Annotated in this window: 17 protein-coding genes; 9 read left to right on the forward strand and 8 right to left on the reverse strand. The window is 69.1% G+C overall.

Translation table 11 applies throughout. From position 1 onward, the window contains the following. Positions 1-717: 717 nt before the first annotated feature. Together B4N89_RS51360 and B4N89_RS14025 are read right to left on the reverse strand one after the other, a co-directional pair. Positions 718-837 (reverse strand): DUF397 domain-containing protein, encoded by a 120-nt coding sequence (locus B4N89_RS51360; RefSeq protein ID WP_235618611.1) that lies wholly within the window; start codon positions 835-837, stop codon positions 718-720. Then, positions 797-1,714 (reverse strand): helix-turn-helix domain-containing protein, encoded by a 918-nt coding sequence (locus B4N89_RS14025; protein WP_235618612.1) that lies wholly within the window; start codon positions 1,712-1,714, stop codon positions 797-799. Before B4N89_RS14025 ends, B4N89_RS51360 begins: the two co-directional genes overlap by 41 nt. A 157-nt stretch (positions 1,715-1,871) precedes the next feature. On the opposite strand from B4N89_RS14025, the gene B4N89_RS14030 reads away from it, so the two are divergent. Next, entirely contained in the window at positions 1,872-2,261 is a 390-nt protein-coding gene (locus B4N89_RS14030; protein WP_078976173.1) for a hypothetical protein, read from the forward strand. Positions 2,262-2,447: 186 nt separating this feature from the next. After that, the gene (locus B4N89_RS14035) at positions 2,448-2,780 is read left to right on the forward strand and encodes a hypothetical protein (RefSeq protein WP_078976174.1); all 333 of its coding nucleotides are present in this window, start codon (positions 2,448-2,450) and stop codon (positions 2,778-2,780) included. Between the two features lie 228 nt (positions 2,781-3,008). Here the strand turns inward: B4N89_RS14035 and B4N89_RS14045 are convergent, their stop codons facing one another. Next, entirely contained in the window at positions 3,009-3,389 is a 381-nt protein-coding gene (locus tag B4N89_RS14045; protein ID WP_078976176.1) for a hypothetical protein, read from the reverse strand. Between the two features lie 154 nt (positions 3,390-3,543). Between B4N89_RS14045 and B4N89_RS14050 the strand changes: the two genes are divergently transcribed. Beyond that, a complete protein-coding gene (locus B4N89_RS14050) occupies positions 3,544-3,906 on the forward strand; it encodes a cupin domain-containing protein (protein ID WP_078976177.1) in 363 nt (120 codons plus the stop codon). Positions 3,907-3,966: 60 nt separating this feature from the next. Here B4N89_RS14050 and B4N89_RS14055 read toward each other — a convergent pair whose 3' ends face one another. The 4 genes from B4N89_RS14055 to B4N89_RS14070 all read right to left on the reverse strand — a co-directional run bounded on the left by B4N89_RS14055 (position 3,967) and on the right by B4N89_RS14070 (position 7,627). Next, complete coding sequence (locus tag B4N89_RS14055) at positions 3,967-4,926, reverse strand: hypothetical protein (protein ID WP_078976178.1); 960 nt, start codon at positions 4,924-4,926, stop codon at positions 3,967-3,969. A gap of 1 nt (position 4,927) precedes the next feature. Next, positions 4,928-5,779, reverse strand: a complete 852-nt coding sequence (locus B4N89_RS14060) for a hypothetical protein (RefSeq protein ID WP_143657955.1) — start codon at positions 5,777-5,779, stop codon at positions 4,928-4,930. Between the two features lie 103 nt (positions 5,780-5,882). After that, positions 5,883-6,866, reverse strand: coding sequence for a hypothetical protein (locus B4N89_RS14065; protein WP_143657956.1), 984 nt, complete (start codon positions 6,864-6,866; stop codon positions 5,883-5,885). Continuing rightward, complete coding sequence (locus B4N89_RS14070) at positions 6,863-7,627, reverse strand: hypothetical protein (RefSeq protein ID WP_078976181.1); 765 nt, start codon at positions 7,625-7,627, stop codon at positions 6,863-6,865. Before B4N89_RS14070 ends, B4N89_RS14065 begins: the two co-directional genes overlap by 4 nt. A gap of 630 nt (positions 7,628-8,257) precedes the next feature. Between B4N89_RS14070 and dnaK the strand changes: the two genes are divergently transcribed. The 5 genes from dnaK (at position 8,258) to B4N89_RS14095 (ending at position 14,401) form a co-directional block, all read left to right on the forward strand. Next, positions 8,258-10,105, forward strand: a complete 1,848-nt coding sequence (gene dnaK / locus B4N89_RS14075; protein WP_078976182.1) for a molecular chaperone DnaK — start codon at positions 8,258-8,260, stop codon at positions 10,103-10,105. Beyond that, a complete protein-coding gene (grpE, locus tag B4N89_RS14080) occupies positions 10,102-10,695 on the forward strand; it encodes a nucleotide exchange factor GrpE (RefSeq protein WP_078976183.1) in 594 nt (197 codons plus the stop codon). The genes dnaK and grpE overlap by 4 nt, the downstream gene beginning before the upstream one ends. A gap of 121 nt (positions 10,696-10,816) precedes the next feature. Next, positions 10,817-11,989: a molecular chaperone DnaJ gene (gene dnaJ / locus B4N89_RS14085; RefSeq protein WP_078976184.1), complete on the forward strand. Its 1,173-nt coding sequence runs from the start codon at positions 10,817-10,819 to the stop codon at positions 11,987-11,989. 1 nt (position 11,990) lies between these two features. Continuing rightward, the gene (locus B4N89_RS14090) at positions 11,991-12,461 is read left to right on the forward strand and encodes a heat shock protein transcriptional repressor HspR (RefSeq protein ID WP_078976185.1); all 471 of its coding nucleotides are present in this window, start codon (positions 11,991-11,993) and stop codon (positions 12,459-12,461) included. Positions 12,462-12,571: 110 nt separating this feature from the next. Beyond that, positions 12,572-14,401 (forward strand): TIGR03767 family metallophosphoesterase, encoded by a 1,830-nt coding sequence (locus tag B4N89_RS14095; RefSeq protein WP_078976186.1) that lies wholly within the window; start codon positions 12,572-12,574, stop codon positions 14,399-14,401. Between the two features lie 117 nt (positions 14,402-14,518). On the opposite strand, the gene B4N89_RS14100 is transcribed toward B4N89_RS14095, so the two are convergent. Then, positions 14,519-15,184 (reverse strand): nucleoside/nucleotide kinase family protein, encoded by a 666-nt coding sequence (locus tag B4N89_RS14100; RefSeq protein WP_078976187.1) that lies wholly within the window; start codon positions 15,182-15,184, stop codon positions 14,519-14,521. A 165-nt stretch (positions 15,185-15,349) separates the two neighbouring features. Between B4N89_RS14100 and clpB the strand changes: the two genes are divergently transcribed. Beyond that, complete coding sequence (clpB, locus tag B4N89_RS14105) at positions 15,350-17,968, forward strand: ATP-dependent chaperone ClpB (protein WP_078976188.1); 2,619 nt, start codon at positions 15,350-15,352, stop codon at positions 17,966-17,968. The last annotated feature ends 278 nt before the right edge of the window (positions 17,969-18,246 follow it).

Genomic DNA, 18,246 nt, shown 5'->3' on the forward strand with positions numbered 1-18,246 from the left:
CAGCGGCGGAGAGGGCGGGGGCTCGGGTCGAGTCCGCCGAGGGGCCTTCCCGAGTGGGTCGGGGCGCTTTCGAGGGCGTTTGGGGAGGAGTTGGGGTTCGAAACCGGATCTCGGTGGGGTGGTTCTAGGCCTGGTGCTTCGGTGACCTGCGGTTTTGTGGGGTTGGAGTGGAAAGGTGGGTGTCGAGTGCCGGTTTCGTGTGCTCCGGTCTCCTCGACGCCGGTGCAGAGACCGAAACTGCCCGGTAGGTGTCGGTTTCGGGCGCTGTGGCCTTGCAGAGGCCGTTGCAGTGACCAAAAGTGCCCTGTGGGTGTCGAAACCGGATCCCGAGACGCTCGAAACGGCGGCCTCCTGCGTTGACCTGCAGTTTTCTCTCACGCACAGGGCGCGGCGACCCACGGGATCCGGTTTCGTGAAACTCCGTCGCCCACATGCCCTTCGCACCCCGAAAACACCCGGCCGCTCAGCCCACTCGGGAACGCTCCCCGGCAGACCCGACCCGAGCCCCCGCCCTCCCCGCCGCTGCCAGCCGCTTTTCGCCGAGCAACACACCCGTCTCGTCGGGAACTTCGGGTCTCGGAGCACCGAACGCCGGCGGCGGCCGACCTCTGGCGGCGGACCAGCCCCGCACCGGCCACCACGCAATCAAGACGCGACCCCGGCAGACCGGCAGGAAACCCCGCCGACCGACAACGGCCGACGGGGCGTCAGGTCGCACTAATCGCGCAGTGCCGCCGTGAGGGCGCCCCACGACGCCGCAGGGACGACGAGGTGGCCCAGGCTTGGATCTTTGCTGTCACGAACCGGAACGGCGTCTTGGGATGTGGCGACTTCCACGCACTCCGCGCCTTGCTGGTTGCTGTAGCTGGAAGTTCGCCAACCGGTGGGGTGCACGATACATACCTTTCGCTACGGATCTGATCATCGCCTCGGACTCCCGAGCAGACAGGGCCGATGCCCGAAGTTGCTCGTAGGTTAGGCCAAACGCGTCCACCTCTGACCGCCCCTCCCAGAGTCGCCCATCGAATGCACTTTCGGTATACGCGTACCGGTTACCGTCCGCCGTTCGAACGAGCGTCAGAGAGCCACCCATGGCCGCGTGTTCACCCGCATGGAACGGCAAAATCTGGATCTTGGTGCCTGCGCTTGCCTCCTCCAGCAACCGGGCCATTTGACCGCGCATAACGAACGGACTGCCGGCACTCCGGGCCAGGACCGCTTCGTCGAGGATGACCCGGATACGCGGAGGGTCGTCGCCGCGCAGAATGCGCGCTTGGCGATCCAATCGTCGCGAGATACGGTCCCGAAGCTGGTCATCGCTCGTCAGCGCTTGTCCGAGTCGGAGCGTGGCGCGGGCGTACGCCTTTGTCTGGAGCAAGCCCGGCACAATCTGCGCGGCGTAGAAACGCAGGTCGGTTGCCGCCTGCTCTCGGTCCATGTACTCACGGACATAGTCGGGGACCAACTCCCGCTGGCTCGCCTTCCACAGGTCTGTGAGCAGGTCATCGGCACCCAGCGCGGCATCCAGGCGCCAGGCCTGCTCCCACGTCGGCGGACTGCCCGTGCGCCGTTCGATTTGGGTGATGCGCGTGTCGTGCACGTGGATCAAGGCCGCCAGTTGGGCTTGTGTGAGCATGCGCAACTTACGCAGCTTGGTCACACGTGTGGCGAACATATTTGCGGACGATTGTGTGGGGTCGATCGCTTCGGCCAAGTCGTTTAATCCCTCAAGATCATTTATTCCTGATCGATGCGCAAATCAGGTTCTCGCCTGGCCGCATCGTAAGGCGGCCGGTTGATCCTGGGATAGACATTCCGTGTCCACGGAATGTGGCCGGATACCTAACCGCCACAGTGCGAGAGGGACAGGCATGCCCATGACCATGACGAGACAACAGCCGCCCACGGAAGCCGACTTGCGGCGTCGCCTGGCGGCGTCCGACGAGGTGCGGGTCCGGGACACGCGGAGCGGATATGTGGGCACGCTCTATCGCGTGGCCACCGGCTATGTCGTGGCGCTCACGGCCAACAACAGCGCCTACACCATTTCCATGGCGCGCCTCGAAGTGATCGACGACGAGGGCGACATCGGGCAGCCCGAAGCGGTCGCACGCGGCGTGCGCGGGCCCGGCGAGATCGTGGCGGCGCAACCGCTGTCGAACGAAGTGCGGTGCCCCATTGACCGGTTCGGTCCGGAGGTCCGGTGGCGCATGCCCTCCGGCAGCGTGCGACCGGTCGGCCAACCGGAATCCACGCCCTGAACTGCCGTGTCGCCGAACCCAGTTGGTCGTGGCTACCGGCGGCACGACTCCGGGCCCTCTCCGCCTTCCCCCATGGCCCGGTCGGCGGAGAGGGCCACAAGCGGTATCCAGTCAACAACCGAGGGCCGGCGCTCGCTCGCCAGTGATCCGCCGGCCCCCGGCCTCCCCCACCGAAGCGAGGTCGACATGAAACTACCGATCCCATCGCCGGACGAAACAACCCCGATCGGCGGCACCGTCGGGGACGAGGTGAAGCACGCCGACGACGCGCGCCGTCCGGAACAGCCGCCCGGCGTCATCGTGCGGGTGGACGACACCGGCCGGGTGACGGTCCAGCCGTTCGACGCGGCGCGAGCGGAGTGGACCGCCGGCCCGGCGGACATCGTGCCCGACGACGGCGTCTGGTTCCCCACGGACAGCGCCCAGCCGGACAACCTGCTGCCCTTCCCGATCCCGCCCGGCACGATCACCCCGCTCCGCTACGGCGGCCTACGCCCGAAGCCACGCCCCGATCGCTGACCCAGACGACGGAAGCCCCGACCCCCTCCGGGAATCGGGGCTTCCACTCGCTGTTACCCCATGAGTTCCACAACCGTGACCAGCAGCGAGTTATTCGTGACTTGGTAGACCACGATCACGCTGCCGCACGTCGCCTCGCGCCTGTCCTTGTGGTAGGTCGCGGACGATCCGCATCCATAGGGATCCTGGGCGATGCGTGCCATGCCGTTGTCCAGATCCCGGCGCTTGTCAGCGGGCAGACTCAGGCGGGCCCTCTCGCAGGCGGGACTGTACGCGATCGAGTACGACACTCCGTTCCTCCCCCATGATCGTCATTGCGTCAGCTTCGGCGTGGATTCCCTCGACCCAGTCGTGGGTTCGCTCGATTGCCTCGTCGACTTCCGGGCGGGTACGGCGGGCCCATCGGTTAAGGGTCAGAGGCAGGTCTCGTGCCGGTGTGTCCTCGATCGACTTGGTGAATTCCTCGCGCTGGTCGGCGGGCAAGGCGGCCCGAATACCGGCGATGGTGGCCGGGAGTTCGATCAACTCGCCCGTTGCCCATGTGCGCCAGGTACGTCCGTCCGGTTCCGGCCCGTCTTGGTGCCCATGCTCACTGGTGTACTCGTCCATAGACGTCCTTCACTGTGTTATGGACCGGCTACTTACAGTGTGCTTCGCCGAGGGCGTCCGACGGAAGCCGCGGGATCGACGCGGTCGAGGCCGATCCCCCCGCGCCAGGCGAGGCCGCCGACGATTCGCCGCCCACCTGGGACAGGATGGGGCCATGCCGAAATTCATCGAGAAGCCGACCGTGGTCGAGGCCGCCGGGAACATCCCGAAGACCATTCGCGAGTTCGTGGGCCGGGTCAACACCGGCGACGAGGCGCTCAGCATCGCGCACATGACCAGCCCCGGCGGCTGGGAGGAGCCGGGTCAGCGCCCCGAGTTCGACGAGTACACGGTGGTCCTGCGCGGCGTGCTCACCGTGGAGCACGAGGGCGGCACCCAGGAGGTCGCGGCCGGCCAGGGCATCCACACCGCCGCCGGCGAATGGGTCCGCTACAGCACCCGAGGCGAAGAGGGCGCCGACTACATCGCCGTCTGCCTCCCCGGCTTCACCCCGGACACGGTGCACCGCGACGCGTAGGGCGCCATTTCCGGCGGGTCGCAACAGCCGCGACCCGCCGGGGACGCCGAGCGCACCGGGTCAGATCTTGGCGGTGATCGTGGGGAGCAGCTTGGGGAGGAGTTCCCCCTGCCAGCCCTGCCAGGGCGAGTCGGTGCCCTCCTTGCTCAGGGATCCCGAGGCGTCGATCTGCAGGGAGTACTGGCCCTTGCGCATCCGCATGCCGTTCGTCGCGTAGTAGGCGTCGTCGGCGCCGCCCGCGGTGCCCAGGGCCTTGAAGTCGGGCTGGACCCGCTGGGCGCTGTTCTTGCCCAGGTTCCAGATGTAGTCGAGCTCCTTGGGAGCGTCGATGTTGTTGATCTGGATGGTCACCTTGATCACGTTGCTGTAGCCCCAGCCGCGCTTGGTGTTCACCGTGTACAGGCACGTCGTGCTGCGCAGCGCCGGGCCTCGGGACGCGTAGGAGCCGGCCGCCTTGGCGGTGCCCTGCTGCTCCTGGGAGGTGACCTCGGGGATGACCTTGGCCAGCTCCTCCGGGGTGATCAGGTCGCACACGTCCGGCCACGTGGACATGTCGTTCGCCACGGGCGCGAACTTGCCACCGGACTTCGGCGCCGGTGGGGCCGACGGGCGCGACGCCTCCTTCGACGGGGCCGTCGTCGGCGTGTTGTTCACCGCGTTCGGGTCGAAGCTCTCCAGCTTTCGGGCGCTCTCCGTAGGGGGGAGCTTCACCGCCTCGTTCTTCTTGCCGTCCGTGCCGTTGATCAGCAGGGCCGCGACCACCGTCGCCGCGGTGCCGCCGGCGACCACGGCCACCCAGCTGAAGATCTGCTTGCGGCGGTTGGGGCGCGGCGGCTGGGGCGGGTACGGCGGCGGGTAACCGGGCGGGCCGTAGCCGGGCGGCTGTTGGCCGTAGCCGGGCGGCGGGCCGTACTGGCCCGGCGGCGGCTGATGGCCGTAGTTGCCTTGGTAGCCGGGGCCCTGGCCGGGACCGGGCCCCTGATACTGGCCGGAGTTCGGGCTGTTGTACTGGCCGGTCATCTCAGTCGTCCGTCATCTTGATGTTGAGGACGCGCACGAGGGCAGGTCCGGCCTTCTTGGTCCAGGCGTCCCTCGTCTCGGGGCCGCCCGCCGAGTCCTTGGTGTCCGCCTTGAGGTCGATCACCACGTAGTAGGCCGGGGAGTCCGGCTTCGTGCCCTGCTTGAACAGGTTGAGCTTCGTGGTGTCGTTGCGGAAGGCGCTCTGCACGAACAGCTTGTTGGCCAAGTCCTCGAAGCCGGTGTACGGAGCCGCCTCGCTCTTGGCCTTCTCGTACATGTCCTTGACCGGCGCGGCGTCGCCGATCGCCTTGATGGTCATGGTGAGCTTGGCCGGCGTCGCGGGATCCGCGAGATTGGGCAGCTTGATGTTGACCGTGCACTCGAAGTTCTTGGGCGTCTTCGCGGCCTTCCGGCCCTGACGCCCGCCCACGATGCTCGAGTCGGGGATCGCGTTCTGGATCTCCTTGTCGGAGAGCATGTCGCACGCGTCCGGCCAGGTGCCGGTGTCCCCGCTGGCCCGGAACTTGGCGCCGTCGCTGAAGGCCACGCCGGGCGGCGGGGTGTAGCCGTCGGGGAACGCCACCCCGTTCTCCGCCACCGGCTTGTCGCCCTTGTCGTTCTTCTTGTTGATCTCGTCGACGATGTACGAGCCGGCGACGGTCGCCAGCACGCCGCCCACGACCACGCCGATCCAGCCGAGCACGGGCTTGAGCTTGCTGCGGCGCGGCGGCTGGTGGGGCGGCATCGGGCCACCGGGGTACTGCTGCTGGTACATGCCGGGCTGACCGTACGGCTGCTGCTGATGCGGCCCGCCGCCGTACTGGTTCCCCCCGGGGTTCCCGATTCGTACCATCCCCGTGCTCCTCCTGATTACCTGTTCCGACGCGCTGTTCCGATGCGCTGTCGCCGCTGCTGCCGTGCCGCGCGGACCGCGGTTACATCCGTTGCGTCCGGGTCTACATCCGGGCCACGAGGTAACCGATCAGCGTCGGCCCGTACTGCTTCACCCCGTCGTCGTCCGGGAGCCTCGCGCCGCCGGGACCGGTCAGCCCCGAGTGGACGTACAGCTCCACGAAATACGACCCCTTGTAGAAGTAGATGTAGCTGTCGTCGCGGAACGCGTCGTCGGTGCCCAGCTTGGTGCCCAGCTCCTCGAACTCGCCGAACGGCTTGCGTGCCCGGTTCTTCTTGGTGTCGCCGTAGTGGCCCTTGGCGATCACCGGGGTGCTCACCTCGTGCAGTGTGAGCTCGATCTTGGCGTACGACGGATACTTCGGATTGTTCGGGTCCGGTACGGCGAGGTCGAAGTTGCACTGGTTGTCGGCCGCACCCGGGAAGTCGTACTTGACCGACACGGTCGTGTCCGGCTTCCTGGTCTTGACCGTGGCGCCCTTGATCACCTTCCCGATCTGCGCGTCGGACAGCATCTCGCACGCCTTCGGCCAGCTCTTGCCGTCGTTGGTCGCATTGAATCCTGGCCCGGCGTCGGCCGGCGGCGCTGCGGGGAAAACCATCGGGCGTTGCAGGGGCGCCGCGCTCTGGCCTCCGGGGCCGGCGCTCTTGCCACCGCCGGAGGCTCCGGGCGCCACGGGGCCACCGGACGACTGCGGGCCGGACTTCGCGGTGTCCTTCGAGTCGTCGTCCTTCTTCAGGAACAGGAAGCCGCCGACACCGGCCGCGATCAGGACGAGCACGACCGCGATCCACAACACCGGCCGGTTGCCCCCGCGTTGCGGCCCTTGCGGCCCGTACGGCTGCCCGGGCGGCCCGTAGCCGCCCTGCGGCGGGTAGCCGGGCCGGAGAGGCGCATACCCCTGCTGCTGCGGGAATCCCTGCTGCCCGGGCGGGTAGCCCGGATGTTGCGGATACTGCCCGGGCGAGCCGTAGCCGCCGCCGTGCGGCCCGGGTTGTTGCGGCTGCTGCTGCCAACCCCCGCTCACAACCGCTGCCCCACGATCGCGGCCACCGTCGGACCGTACTGGCGCGCCATGGTGTTGTTCTTGAGCGGGTTGCCCTGCGAGTCCTCGAGTTGGGCGAACAGGGAGATCCAGACCCGGAAGCCGTTCTTCGAGATCTGCATGGTGGTGTTGTCCCGGAACGCCGCGTCCACGGCGATCTTGTCGGCCGGGATGTCGTCGTACTGATCGGGATACGCCTTGGACGTGCGCTCCTGGCTGGTCTTCTCCTTGGCGAAGGACGCCTTCTCGTCGGCCGGCGTCTTGTACCCCTGCGAGGTGATGCTGATCCTGGCCGGGTAGTTCGAGGACTGCTGGTTCGGCAGGTCGAGCGTGATCTCGCACTCGTTGTCGTTGACGTTGTTGCCGAACATGTTCGAGATGCGGCCCATGCGGCTCTTGCGCTCGCGGATCGTGCCCTCGGGGATGGCGGTCTTGATCTCTTCGTCCGTCAGCAGGTCGCAGGCCTTGGGCCAGGTCTTCGGATCGACCGTGATGCCGGTGATCTTGGGCCCGCTGATCGGCGGCAGCGTCGCCGGGATCTTCAGCTCGTTGGACATGTCGGTCTTCTTCGGCGCGGCCGCCGCGCTGTTGCTCGGCGCGGCGGTCTTGCCCACCACGACCGGCGCCGGCTTGCTCGCCTCGGCCGCCGGGTCCTTCTTCTCCGTCGGGTCGTCGAAGCCGATCGTCGCGACCAGCACGGACGCCACGACGGCCCCGGTGATGCCGGCGATCCAGGTGCCCATCACCTTGCGGCTGCGCGCCCCCCGCGGCGGACGGCCGTTGGCGTCGAGCTGGATCGGGTTCTGCGCGTACTGCTGGTAGTGGCCGTACTCGCTGTACTGCGGGTACGGGTAGCCGCTGGGCTCCTGGAAGCCGCCCTGTTGGGGCTGCTGCTGCGGAAAACCGCCGGGTTGCTGCGGATAGCCGGCCGGCGGCGGTGGGTAACCCCCTGCGGCGGACCCTGCGGGGGTCCGGACTGGCCCGGCGGGCCGGGCGGCATCGGAGGTACGGGCGGATAGCCCTGACCGTCACTCATGGGGGTCCCCCTAGGATCTCGGATTCCGCCCGCCGTCGGCGCGGCAGGCAGCAGGCGCGCGAACATGCTGCCATGTGCATGCGGAGGCCGCAGAGGTCAAGGGTGTCGTTTGTGGCGACATTCACCTGAATAAGTCTCCCGGGGCGCACAACGTTTCGATGACGCCAAGCATCCGGGCCGCACGGTCGCGTGACGAGATCAAGGCGCCGAATCCGCCCCTCACAGCCGCCGGGGCACTAAAGTTGAGCCGGGAATACTCAAGCGATTTGACCCGTTGAACCGGGCAGCTCATGCTTGAGCGACAAGCACTCAACTCTTCCCCTGGAGGAACCGAATCATGGCACGTGCGGTCGGTATCGACCTCGGTACGACGAACTCCGTCGTCAGCGTTCTGGAAGGCGGCGAGTCGACCGTCATCACCAACGCGGAGGGGTCGCGGACCACACCGTCCGTGGTTGCCTTCGCGAAGAACGGTGAAGTCCTGGTCGGCGAGGTGGCCAAGCGCCAGGCCGTCACCAACGTCGACCGGACCATCCGGTCCGTCAAGCGCCACATGGGGACCACCTGGTCCGTGGCGATCGACGACAAGAAGTACACCGCGCAGGAGATCAGCTCCCGCATCCTGATGAAGCTCAAGCGCGACGCCGAGGCCTACCTGGGCGAGAAGGTCACCGACGCGGTCATCACCGTGCCGGCGTACTTCAACGACGCCGAGCGGCAGGCCACGAAGGAGGCCGGCGAGATCGCCGGTCTGAACGTGCTGCGCATCGTCAACGAGCCCACCGCGGCGGCGCTGGCGTACGGCCTGGACAAGGCCGACGAGCAGACCATCCTCGTCTTCGACCTCGGCGGCGGCACCTTCGACGTGTCGCTCCTGGAGATCGGCGACGGCGTGGTCGAGGTCAAGGCCACCAACGGCGACAACCACCTCGGCGGCGACGACTGGGACCAGCGGGTCATGGACCACCTGGTCAAGCAGTTCCAGAACGCCCACGGCGTGGACCTGTCCAAGGACAAGATGGCCCTCCAGCGCCTGCGCGAGGCGGCGGAGAAGGCCAAGATCGAGCTGTCCTCCTCGATGGAGACCTCGATCAACCTGCCCTACATCACCGCCTCCGCCGAGGGCCCGCTGCACCTGGACGAGAAGCTCACCCGGGCCCAGTTCCAGCAGCTGACCCAGGACCTGCTCGACCGCACCAAGGTGCCGTTCCAGAAGGTCATCGAAGACGCGGGCATCCCGCTCTCGGCGATCGACCACATCGTCCTGGTCGGCGGCTCTACCCGGATGCCGGCCGTCGCCGACGTCGTGCGCGAGCTGACCGGCGGCAAGGAGCCCAACAAGGGCGTCAACCCGGACGAGGTCGTGGCCGTCGGCGCCGCGCTCCAGGCCGGTGTGCTCAAGGGCGAGGTCAAGGACGTCCTGCTGCTCGACGTCACCCCGCTGTCCCTCGGTATCGAGACCAAGGGCGGCATCATGACCAAGCTGATCGAGCGCAACACCACGATCCCGACCAAGCGTTCGGAGATCTTCACCACGGCCGAGGACAACCAGCCGTCGGTGCAGATCCAGGTGTTCCAGGGTGAGCGCGAGATCGCCGCGTACAACAAGAAGCTCGGCATGTTCGAGCTGACCGGCCTGCCGCCGGCCCCGCGCGGGCTGCCGCAGATCGAGGTCACCTTCGACATCGACGCCAACGGCATCGTGCACGTGTCCGCGAAGGACCTGGGCACGGGCAAGGAGCAGTCGATGACCATCACCGGCGGCTCGGGCCTGCCGAAGGACGACATCGACCGCATGATGCGCGAGGCCGAGGCGCACGCGGAGGAGGACCACCAGCGTCGCGAGGCCGCGGAGACCCGCAACCAGGCCGAGCAACTGGTGTACACCACCGAGAAGTTCATCAAGGACAACAGCGACAAGGTCCCGGCCGACGTGAAGACCGAGGTCGAGACGTCGCTGACCGAGCTCAAGGACGCGCTCAAGGGCGAGGACCTGGCCGCCATCCGCGACGCCGCGGAGAAGGTCAGCACCACGAGCCAGAAGCTGGGCACCGCGATGTACGCGAACGCCCAGCCGGGCGCCGAGGGCGCGGCCGGCGCGGGTGACGCCTCGGCCAACACCGCCGACGACGACGTCGTGGACGCCGAGATCGTCGACGAGGACCGCAAGGGCGGTGCTGCGTGACCGAAGGGAACGGCTCGAACCACGGCGCCGTCCCGGGCGACGCCCAAGAAACCGAGTCGAAGCCGGAAACCGGGACCGCCGCCACCGCGGCGGCCCCGGCCCCCGGGGCGGCCGAACTCGCCGAGCTGCGCAACCAACTCGGGGAGCGCACGGCCGACTTGCAGCGGCTTCAGGCGGAATACGCGAACTACCGCAAGCGGGTCGAGCGGGACCGCAACGTGGCGGGCGAGGCGGCCGCCATCAAGGTGCTGAGCGAACTGCTGCCGGTGCTCGACGACATCGGCCGGGCGCGCGACCACGGCGAACTGGCGGGCGGCTTCAAGTCGGTCGCCGAGTCGCTGGAGTCGATCGTGGCCAAGATGGGGCTGCAGAGCTTCGGTTCCAAGGGCGACCCGTTCGACCCGACGGTGCACGAGGCGCTGTTGCACTCGTACGCGACCGATGTCACCGAACCCACGTGTGTGGAGATCCTGCAGCCCGGTTATCAAGTGGGCGAGCGGATCATCCGACCGGCACGGGTGGCGGTCGCGGAACCCACGGCGGAGGCCGAGGGCGGTCCGGAGGAGTCGGGCGAAGCGGCCGGCAGCTGAACCGTCACCGGGAACGAGACGACGAGAAGCGGAGAGGAGGGACGCCGATGCGCGGGTGGTGTGAATCCGGAAACGGGCGCTCGGAGCACGAGGGCACCCCGACCCGATCGGCGAGGGGCGCATGAGTACGAAGGACTACCTGGAGAAGGACTACTACAAGGTGCTCGGCGTCCCCAAGGACGCCGGCACCGCCGAGATCAAGAAGGCGTATCGCAAGCTCGCCGTCGAGTTCCACCCGGACAAGAACAAGGGTGACACGAAGGCCGAGGAGCGCTTCAAGGAGATCTCGGAGGCCTACGACGTACTGGCCGACGACAAGCGGCGCAAGGAATACGACGAGGCCCGGACCCTGTTCGGCAGCGGCGGCGGCTTCCGCGGCGCCGGCGGCGGACCGTCCGGCTCCGGCGGCTTCCCGTTCGACCTCGGCGACATCTTCGGCGGCCAGCAGGGCGGCGCGGGCAACACCGGCGGGCTGGGCGACATCTTCGGCGGCCTGTTCGGCGGCGGTCGCCAGACCGGGCGTCAGCAGCCCCGGCGCGGTACCGACGTGGAGTCCGAGGTCACCCTCGACTTCGCCGACGCGGTCGACGGCGCGACCGTGCCGATCCGGCTGACCAGTTCGGAACCGTGTCGGCACTGCAACGGCACGGGCGCGGCCGCGGGCACCACCCCGCGGATGTGCCCGACCTGCGCGGGCTCGGGCAACGTCAGCCGGCCGCAGGGCGGTTTCGGCTTCTCCGAGCCGTGCCGCGACTGCAAGGGCCGCGGGCTGCTCGTGGACGACCCGTGCATCGTGTGCAACGGCAGTGGCCGGGCCAAGAGTTCGCGCACGATGCAGGTCCGGATCCCGGCCGGGGTCCAGGACGGGCAGCGCATCCGGCTCAAGGGCAAGGGCGCTCCCGGCGAGCGCGGCGGCCCGGCCGGCGACCTGTACGTCGTCGTGCACGTCAAGGCGCACTCCGTCTTCGGACGCAAGGGCGACAACCTCACGGTCACCGTGCCGGTCACCTTCCCGGAGGCCGTGCTCGGGGCCGACGTCACCGTACCCACGCTCGGCGGCATCCCGGTCACGCTCAAGCTCCCCGCGGGCACGGGCAACGGCCGCACGCTGCGGGTGCGCGGGCGCGGGGCGGCACGCAAGGACGGCACTCGGGGCGACCTCCTGGTCACCGTCGAGGTGACGGTCCCTCAGCAGCTGAACGACAAGGCGCGCGAAGCGCTGGAGGCGTTCCGCGAGGCGACCGTCGCGCACGATCCCCGAGCCGATCTGTTGGACGCGGCGAAGGGGGCATGACATGCGACCGGGTGGCTTTGGCGGTGGCGGTGTCGGCGGTGGACACGGCTTCGAGATCGACGAGACCTCTCCGGTCTACGTGATCTCGGTGGCCGCCCAGCTGTCCGGCCTGCACCCGCAGACGTTGCGACAGTACGACCGCCTCGGCCTGGTCTCGCCGGACCGTACGGCGGGCCGGGGGCGGCGCTATTCCGCCCGCGACATCGTGCAGTTGCGCGAGGTGCAGCGGCTCTCCCAGGAGGCCGGCATCAACCTCGCCGGGATCAAGCGGATCCTGGAGCTGGAGAACCAGGTGCTCGCGCTGCGCATGCGCGTGGCCGAGATGGAGCACGCGCTGCACGAGGCGACGGACGCGAGCGCCCGGCGCGAGGCGGCCGTACACGCGTCCTACCGGCGCGATCTGGTCCCGGTCCGACCGCAGGCGGGCACCGCGCTCGTGGTGTGGAAGCCGCGGCGCGGGCGCTCGGACTGACGGCCGCGACGTCGTCGAGGAAGGCGGTACGGCCCCGGCCGTACCGCCTTCCTCGACGCAGCCTCGATGCTTCCTTGATGCGCCTCGCTACGCGTCAGTAGGGTCGCGGCATGAAGCCGAATCGTCGGGACGTCCTGAAGTACTCGGCCGCGAGCGCGGCACTGCTCGGAGTGGCCGCGTGCTCCGACGACGACAAGGACAAGCCCGACGGGAAGTCGAGCGACGCGCCCAAGTCGGGCGCGCCGGCGCCCGCCGGCGCGGCCGGCACCACGCTGGAGCGCACCCTGGTACTCGGCCCGCCCGGACCGGGCGGCTACCGCAAGATCGTCGCCGGACCCGGTGAACCGCACCTGCTGCGCGGCGAGTTGGTCCCCGGCGGCCGCTCGGGCGACAAGGCGAAGCGGCGCTCGCTGGTCGCGTTCACCCAGTTGACCGACATCCACATCCAGGATTCGCAGTCGACCGCGCGCGTGGACTTCCTCGACCGGCACAGCGACAAGGACCAGCCGTTCGCCAAGCTGCTGCCCTTCCAGTCGGCGTACCGCCCGCAGGAGGTGCTGACCGCGCAGATCGCCGAGGCGATGGTGCAGTCGCTCAATCGGATCGGCAAGGGTCCGGCCCTCGGCGCGCCGCTGGCCTTCACGATCTGCACCGGCGACAACACCGACAACATCCAGTTCAACGAGCTGCGCTGGTACATCGACGTGCTCGACGGCGGCAAGAAGGTCACGCCGGACTCGGGCGATCGCAACAGGTACGAGGGCCCGATGGACGCGGTGGCGTACCACGAGCGCTACTGGCACCCCGACGGCACGCCGCCCGGGCAGAAGGACGACGTGCCGCGCGCCCGGTACGGCTATCCCACCGTGCCGGGCCTGCTGGACGCATGCCGGCGGCCGTTCGACGCGACCGGCCTGAAGACCCCCTGGTACAGCGCCTACGGCAACCACGACGGCCTGGTCCAGGGCAACCTGCCGGTCAGCGAACTGCTGGGCAAGGTCGCGGTCGGCGACGAGAAGGTGCTCGACATATCGCCCGGACAGACCGTGGCGGCACTGGCGCTGGGACTGCAGAGCGGCAAACCGGACGCGCTGGCGGCGCTGTTGGCCGGCCCCAAGCGCAAGGTCACCGCCGACCCGGATCGTCGCCTCGTCGACCGCGGGGAGACGATCAGGGAGCACTTCAACACCACCGGCCTGCCCAAGGGCCACGGCTTCACCCAGCAGAACCTGGACACCAAGACCGCGTACTACACCTTCGACCAGGGTCCGGTGCGCTGCCTGGTCCTGGACACGGTGAACCCGTACGGCTCGGACTCGGGTTGCCTGGACCCGACCCAGTTCGCCTGGCTGGAGGACCAGCTGGTCAAGGGCAGTTCCAGCCATCTCGACGAGCAGGGCAAGGTGGTGCGGGGCACCGGCCAGGACAAGCTGTTCGTGCTGTTCAGCCACCACACCCTCGACACGATGACCAACAAGACCGTGCCGTCCGGTGAGCCCGCGCGGATCCTGGGTCCGCAGGTGCTGGCGCTGCTGCTGCGGTTCCCGAACGTGGTGCTGTGGGTCAACGGGCACACCCACGACAACAACGTGAAGCCCTACCCGCGTCCGGCGGGCAGCGCGGTCCCCGGCGGGTTCTGGGAGGTCAACACCGCGTCGCACATCGACTGGCCCTCCCAGGCGCGGATCGTGGAGATCGCCGACAACGCGAACGGGACCCTGTCCATCTTCGGCACGATCATCGACTCGGCCGGCCCGGAATCACACGGCAACAAGATCGACTCCCCACTCGCCCTGGCCGCCCTGGCCCGCGAACTCGCCGGCAACGACTGGCAGGAGCGAGACCGCCCCGACCCCAAGGTCGACGGCCGCCGAGGCCGCCTGGAGGACCGCAACGTGGAACTCCTGGTCCCGGCCCCTTTCAACCCCTCCGGCGCTTGAGAACACCCGAACACGGCCACCGCGTCGCACAACCCAACCAAATCAGCCCGTCCGGCGCTTGAGGACAAGCGGGCCGCGGGCCGGCCGCGGCGACCCTCGCCGACGAGCGTCGTGGGCTCACCACACCACCGTCACCACTCGGGCGCAGCGCGACTTCGAGCGTTTGACCAGTTCGCCGTTGGGGCGGTCGCTGCCCGCGACCCAGGCCATCGCCTCGCCGGGGCTGCGACCGCCCCGGCGCTGGCGCCTGGTCAGCCGCTCGTCGCGCACCCGGTCCGAGGCGTGCACGTACCAGACCTCGGTCATCAGGCAGTAGGCGTCGGTCCAGCCGGGCGCGTCCAGCGCCAGGTAGTTGCCTTCCGTCACCACGATCCGCGTGCCGGGCCGCACCACGTGCCGCGCGGCGACCGGCTCGTGCAACGTCCGGTCGTAGTCCGGCACGTACACGTCCCGATCCACCTCACGCACCACCCGCGCCAGCGTGGTCGCGTAGCCCCACACGTCGAACGTGTCCACCGCGCCCTTGCGATGCAGCCGCCCGATCCGCTTGAGCTGCACGTTCGAGAGGTGGAACCCGTCGAGCGGCACGTAGGCGGCCGTACCGGACCCGACCCGCTGCTCGATCGCGCGCACCAGCCGACCGGCGAGCGTGGACTTCCCGGCTCCCGGCGGACCGGCGAGACCGAGCACGACCCGCTCGGCCTCGGGCGCCGCCGGAATGAGCCGTACCGCCTCATCCGCGAGCGCGTCGAGTGTTTCGAGGGCACCGGACACATCTGGCATGTCCGCAGTGTAAGCATCCCGGGCAGCGCATGGTTGAGTGGAATAGACTCAACTTAGTTGTGGTTTTTCCAGTCAACGAACCGTTCGGGTGCGGTACGTGCGCGGCACGGACGGGATGATGGCCGTGACAGCGCGTGCCCGAAGCGAAGGAGTCGCACACCTCACATGGATGCACAGAAGCTCACCACCAAGGCCCAAGAGGCCCTTTCGGTCGCCATCCGCAAGGCTGCCGCAGCGGGACACCCCCAGGTGGAGCCCGCGCATCTGCTGCTCGCCCTGCTCGAACAGCCCGAGGGGATCGCCGTCCCGCTGCTCGGCGCCGCCGGTGTGGACGTGCCGCTCCTGAAGGTCGCCGTCGACCGGATCGCGGATCGTATGCCGAGCGCGTCCGGCTCGACGGTGGCCGCCCCGCAGCTCGCCCGGGAGACGATGCTCGCGCTGGACGAGGCGGAGAAGCAGGCCGACAAGCTCGGCGACGCGTTCGTGTCCACCGAGCACGTCCTGGTCGGCCTCGCCTCCGGCCGCTCCGGCGCGGTCGCCGAGGCGCTGCGCGAGGCCGGGGCCACCCCGCAGGCGCTGCTCGACTCCTTCAAGGCGGTGCGCGGCAGCACGCGGGTCACCTCGCAGGACCCGGAGAGCACCTACCAGGCGCTGGAGAAGTACGGCCGCGATCTGACCGAGGAGGCCCGCAACGGCAAGCTCGACCCGGTCATCGGCCGCGACTCGGAGATCCGCCGGGTGGTCCAGGTGTTGTCCCGCCGGACCAAGAACAACCCGGTACTGATCGGTGAACCCGGCGTCGGCAAGACCGCCGTCGTGGAGGGCCTGGCCCGGCGGATCGTGGCCGGCGACGTACCCGAGTCGCTGCGCGACAAGCGGCTGATCGCGCTCGACCTGGGCGCGATGGTCGCGGGCGCGAAGTATCGCGGCGAGTTCGAGGAGCGGCTGAAGGCCGTCCTGAACGAGATCAAGTCCAGCGACGGCCAGGTCGTCACCTTCATCGACGAGCTGCACACCGTCGTCGGCGCGGGCGCCACCGGCGACGGCTCGATGGACGCGGGCAACATGCTCAAGCCGATGCTCGCGCGCGGCGAACTGCGCCTGGTCGGCGCGACCACGCTGGACGAGTACCGCAAGCACATCGAGAAGGACCCGGCCCTCGAGCGCCGGTTCCAGCAGGTGTTCGTGGGCGAGCCCAGCGTCGAGGACACGATCGCGATCCTGCGCGGGCTCAAGAGCCGCTACGAGGCGCACCACAAGGTGCAGATCGCCGACTCCGCGCTGGTGGCCGCGGCCACCCTGTCCGACCGCTACATCACCGCGCGCTTCCTGCCCGACAAGGCGATCGACCTGGTCGACGAGGCGGCGTCGCGGCTGCGCATGGAGATCGACTCCTCCCCCGTCGAGATCGACGAGCTGCAGCGCTCGGTGGACCGGCTGCGGATGGAGGAGATGGCGCTCGCCAAGGAGACCGACGCGGCCAGCCGGGACCGGCTGGAGCGGCTGCGCAAGGACCTGGCCGACAAGCAGGAGCAGCTCAGCGGGCTGACCGCGCGCTGGCAGCAGGAAAAGGCCGGGCTGAACCGGGTCGGCGAGCTGAAGGAGCGCCTCGACGCGGCACGCGGTGAGGCCGAGCGGGCCCAGCGCGACGGGGACTTCGAGAGCGCGTCGAAGCTGATGTACGGGCAGATCCCGACCCTGGAGCGCGAGTTGGCCGAGGCCGCGGCGACCGAGGGCGATCGGGGCACGGACGGCACGGCGATGGTCAAGGAGGAGGTCGGCCCGGACGACGTGGCCGACGTGGTCTCGTCCTGGACCGGCATCCCGGCGGGGCGGCTGCTCGAAGGTGAGCGCGGCAAGCTGCTGCGGATGGAGGACGAGTTGGGCCGGCGGCTGATCGGGCAGCAGGCGGCCGTGACGACGGTGTCCGACGCGGTACGCCGGGCCCGGTCCGGGATCGCCGACCCGGACCGCCCGACCGGCTCGTTCCTGTTCCTGGGACCGACCGGCGTGGGCAAGACCGAGCTGGCCAAGTCGCTCGCCGACTTCCTCTTCGACGACGAACGCGCGATGGTGCGCATCGACATGTCGGAGTACGCCGAGAAGCACTCGGTCGCGCGCCTGGTCGGCGCGCCGCCCGGCTACGTGGGCTACGAGGAGGGCGGCCAGCTGACCGAGGCGGTGCGCCGGCGGCCGTACTCGGTGGTGCTGCTCGACGAGGTCGAGAAGGCGCACCCCGAGGTCTTCGACGTACTGCTCCAGGTGCTCGACGACGGGCGGCTGACCGACGGCCAGGGCCGCACGGTGGACTTCCGCAACGTGGTGCTGATCCTGACCTCGAACCTGGGGTCGCAGTATCTGGTGGATCCCATGCTGTCGCCGGAGCGGCAGCGCGAGATGGTGATGGACGTGGTCCGCAACGCGTTCAAGCCGGAGTTCCTGAACCGGCTGGACGACATCGTGCTCTTCGACGCGCTCGGTACGAACGAGTTGGCGCACATCGTCGGTCTCCAGGTGGATCGCCTCGGTGCCCGGCTCAAGGACCGGCGGATCACCCTGACGGTGACCGACGCGGCGCGCGATTGGCTCGCGCTGACCGGCTACGACCCGGCGTACGGCGCTCGGCCGCTGCGCCGGCTGATCCAGACCGCGATCGGCGACAAGCTCGCACGCGCCCTCCTGGCGGGTGAGATCGGCGACGGCGACACGGTTTTGGTCGATCTCGACGAAGCGGGCGACGCGCTGGTCGTGCAACCTCGGAAGCAGGCCGTCAAGACACTGTGATCGGCCGCCTCGGCGGTCGGTGGGCATGGGCGGAATACGCGGCGCCGGGACCTCTTGCGGGTCCCGGCGCCGCGGCATGGCAGCATGCATGTGTACAGATCTGACGGTGCGTCACACAACTGGCGAGCCGGGTGGATCGGTGCGCCGCGTCCGGATCGGCTCGGGAGCCGGTCCGGGGTGGAGTGTGGGGTCCGACAAGATCGTCCGGCGTGGGATAAAGCGGGCAAAACCTGCGAAGCCGATAGCGTCCGGCGTGACAGATATCATCGACGCAGTGG

The organism is Embleya scabrispora (assembly GCF_002024165.1).
GTDB lineage: Bacteria > Actinomycetota > Actinomycetes > Streptomycetales > Streptomycetaceae > Embleya > Embleya scabrispora_A.

What these genes read in the sequence shown, in the direction of transcription:
- B4N89_RS14030 (WP_078976173.1), top strand. Translation starts at nt 1,872, where the DNA reads ATGCCCATGACCATGACGAGACAACAGCCGCCCACGGAAGCCGACTTG.
- B4N89_RS14035 (WP_078976174.1), top strand. Translation starts at nt 2,448, where the DNA reads ATGAAACTACCGATCCCATCGCCGGACGAAACAACCCCGATCGGCGGC.
- B4N89_RS14045 (WP_078976176.1), bottom strand. Translation starts at nt 3,389, where the DNA reads ATGGACGAGTACACCAGTGAGCATGGGCACCAAGACGGGCCGGAACCG.
- B4N89_RS14050 (WP_078976177.1), top strand. Translation starts at nt 3,544, where the DNA reads ATGCCGAAATTCATCGAGAAGCCGACCGTGGTCGAGGCCGCCGGGAAC.
- B4N89_RS14055 (WP_078976178.1), bottom strand. Translation starts at nt 4,926, where the DNA reads ATGACCGGCCAGTACAACAGCCCGAACTCCGGCCAGTATCAGGGGCCC.
- B4N89_RS14060 (WP_143657955.1), bottom strand. Translation starts at nt 5,779, where the DNA reads ATGGTACGAATCGGGAACCCCGGGGGGAACCAGTACGGCGGCGGGCCG.
- B4N89_RS14070 (WP_078976181.1), bottom strand. Translation starts at nt 7,627, where the DNA reads ATGGGCACCTGGATCGCCGGCATCACCGGGGCCGTCGTGGCGTCCGTG.
- dnaK (WP_078976182.1), top strand. Translation starts at nt 8,258, where the DNA reads ATGGCACGTGCGGTCGGTATCGACCTCGGTACGACGAACTCCGTCGTC.
- dnaJ (WP_078976184.1), top strand. Translation starts at nt 10,817, where the DNA reads ATGAGTACGAAGGACTACCTGGAGAAGGACTACTACAAGGTGCTCGGC.
- B4N89_RS14090 (WP_078976185.1), top strand. Translation starts at nt 11,991, where the DNA reads ATGCGACCGGGTGGCTTTGGCGGTGGCGGTGTCGGCGGTGGACACGGC.
- B4N89_RS14095 (WP_078976186.1), top strand. Translation starts at nt 12,572, where the DNA reads ATGAAGCCGAATCGTCGGGACGTCCTGAAGTACTCGGCCGCGAGCGCG.
- B4N89_RS14100 (WP_078976187.1), bottom strand. Translation starts at nt 15,184, where the DNA reads ATGCCAGATGTGTCCGGTGCCCTCGAAACACTCGACGCGCTCGCGGAT.
- clpB (WP_078976188.1), top strand. Translation starts at nt 15,350, where the DNA reads ATGGATGCACAGAAGCTCACCACCAAGGCCCAAGAGGCCCTTTCGGTC.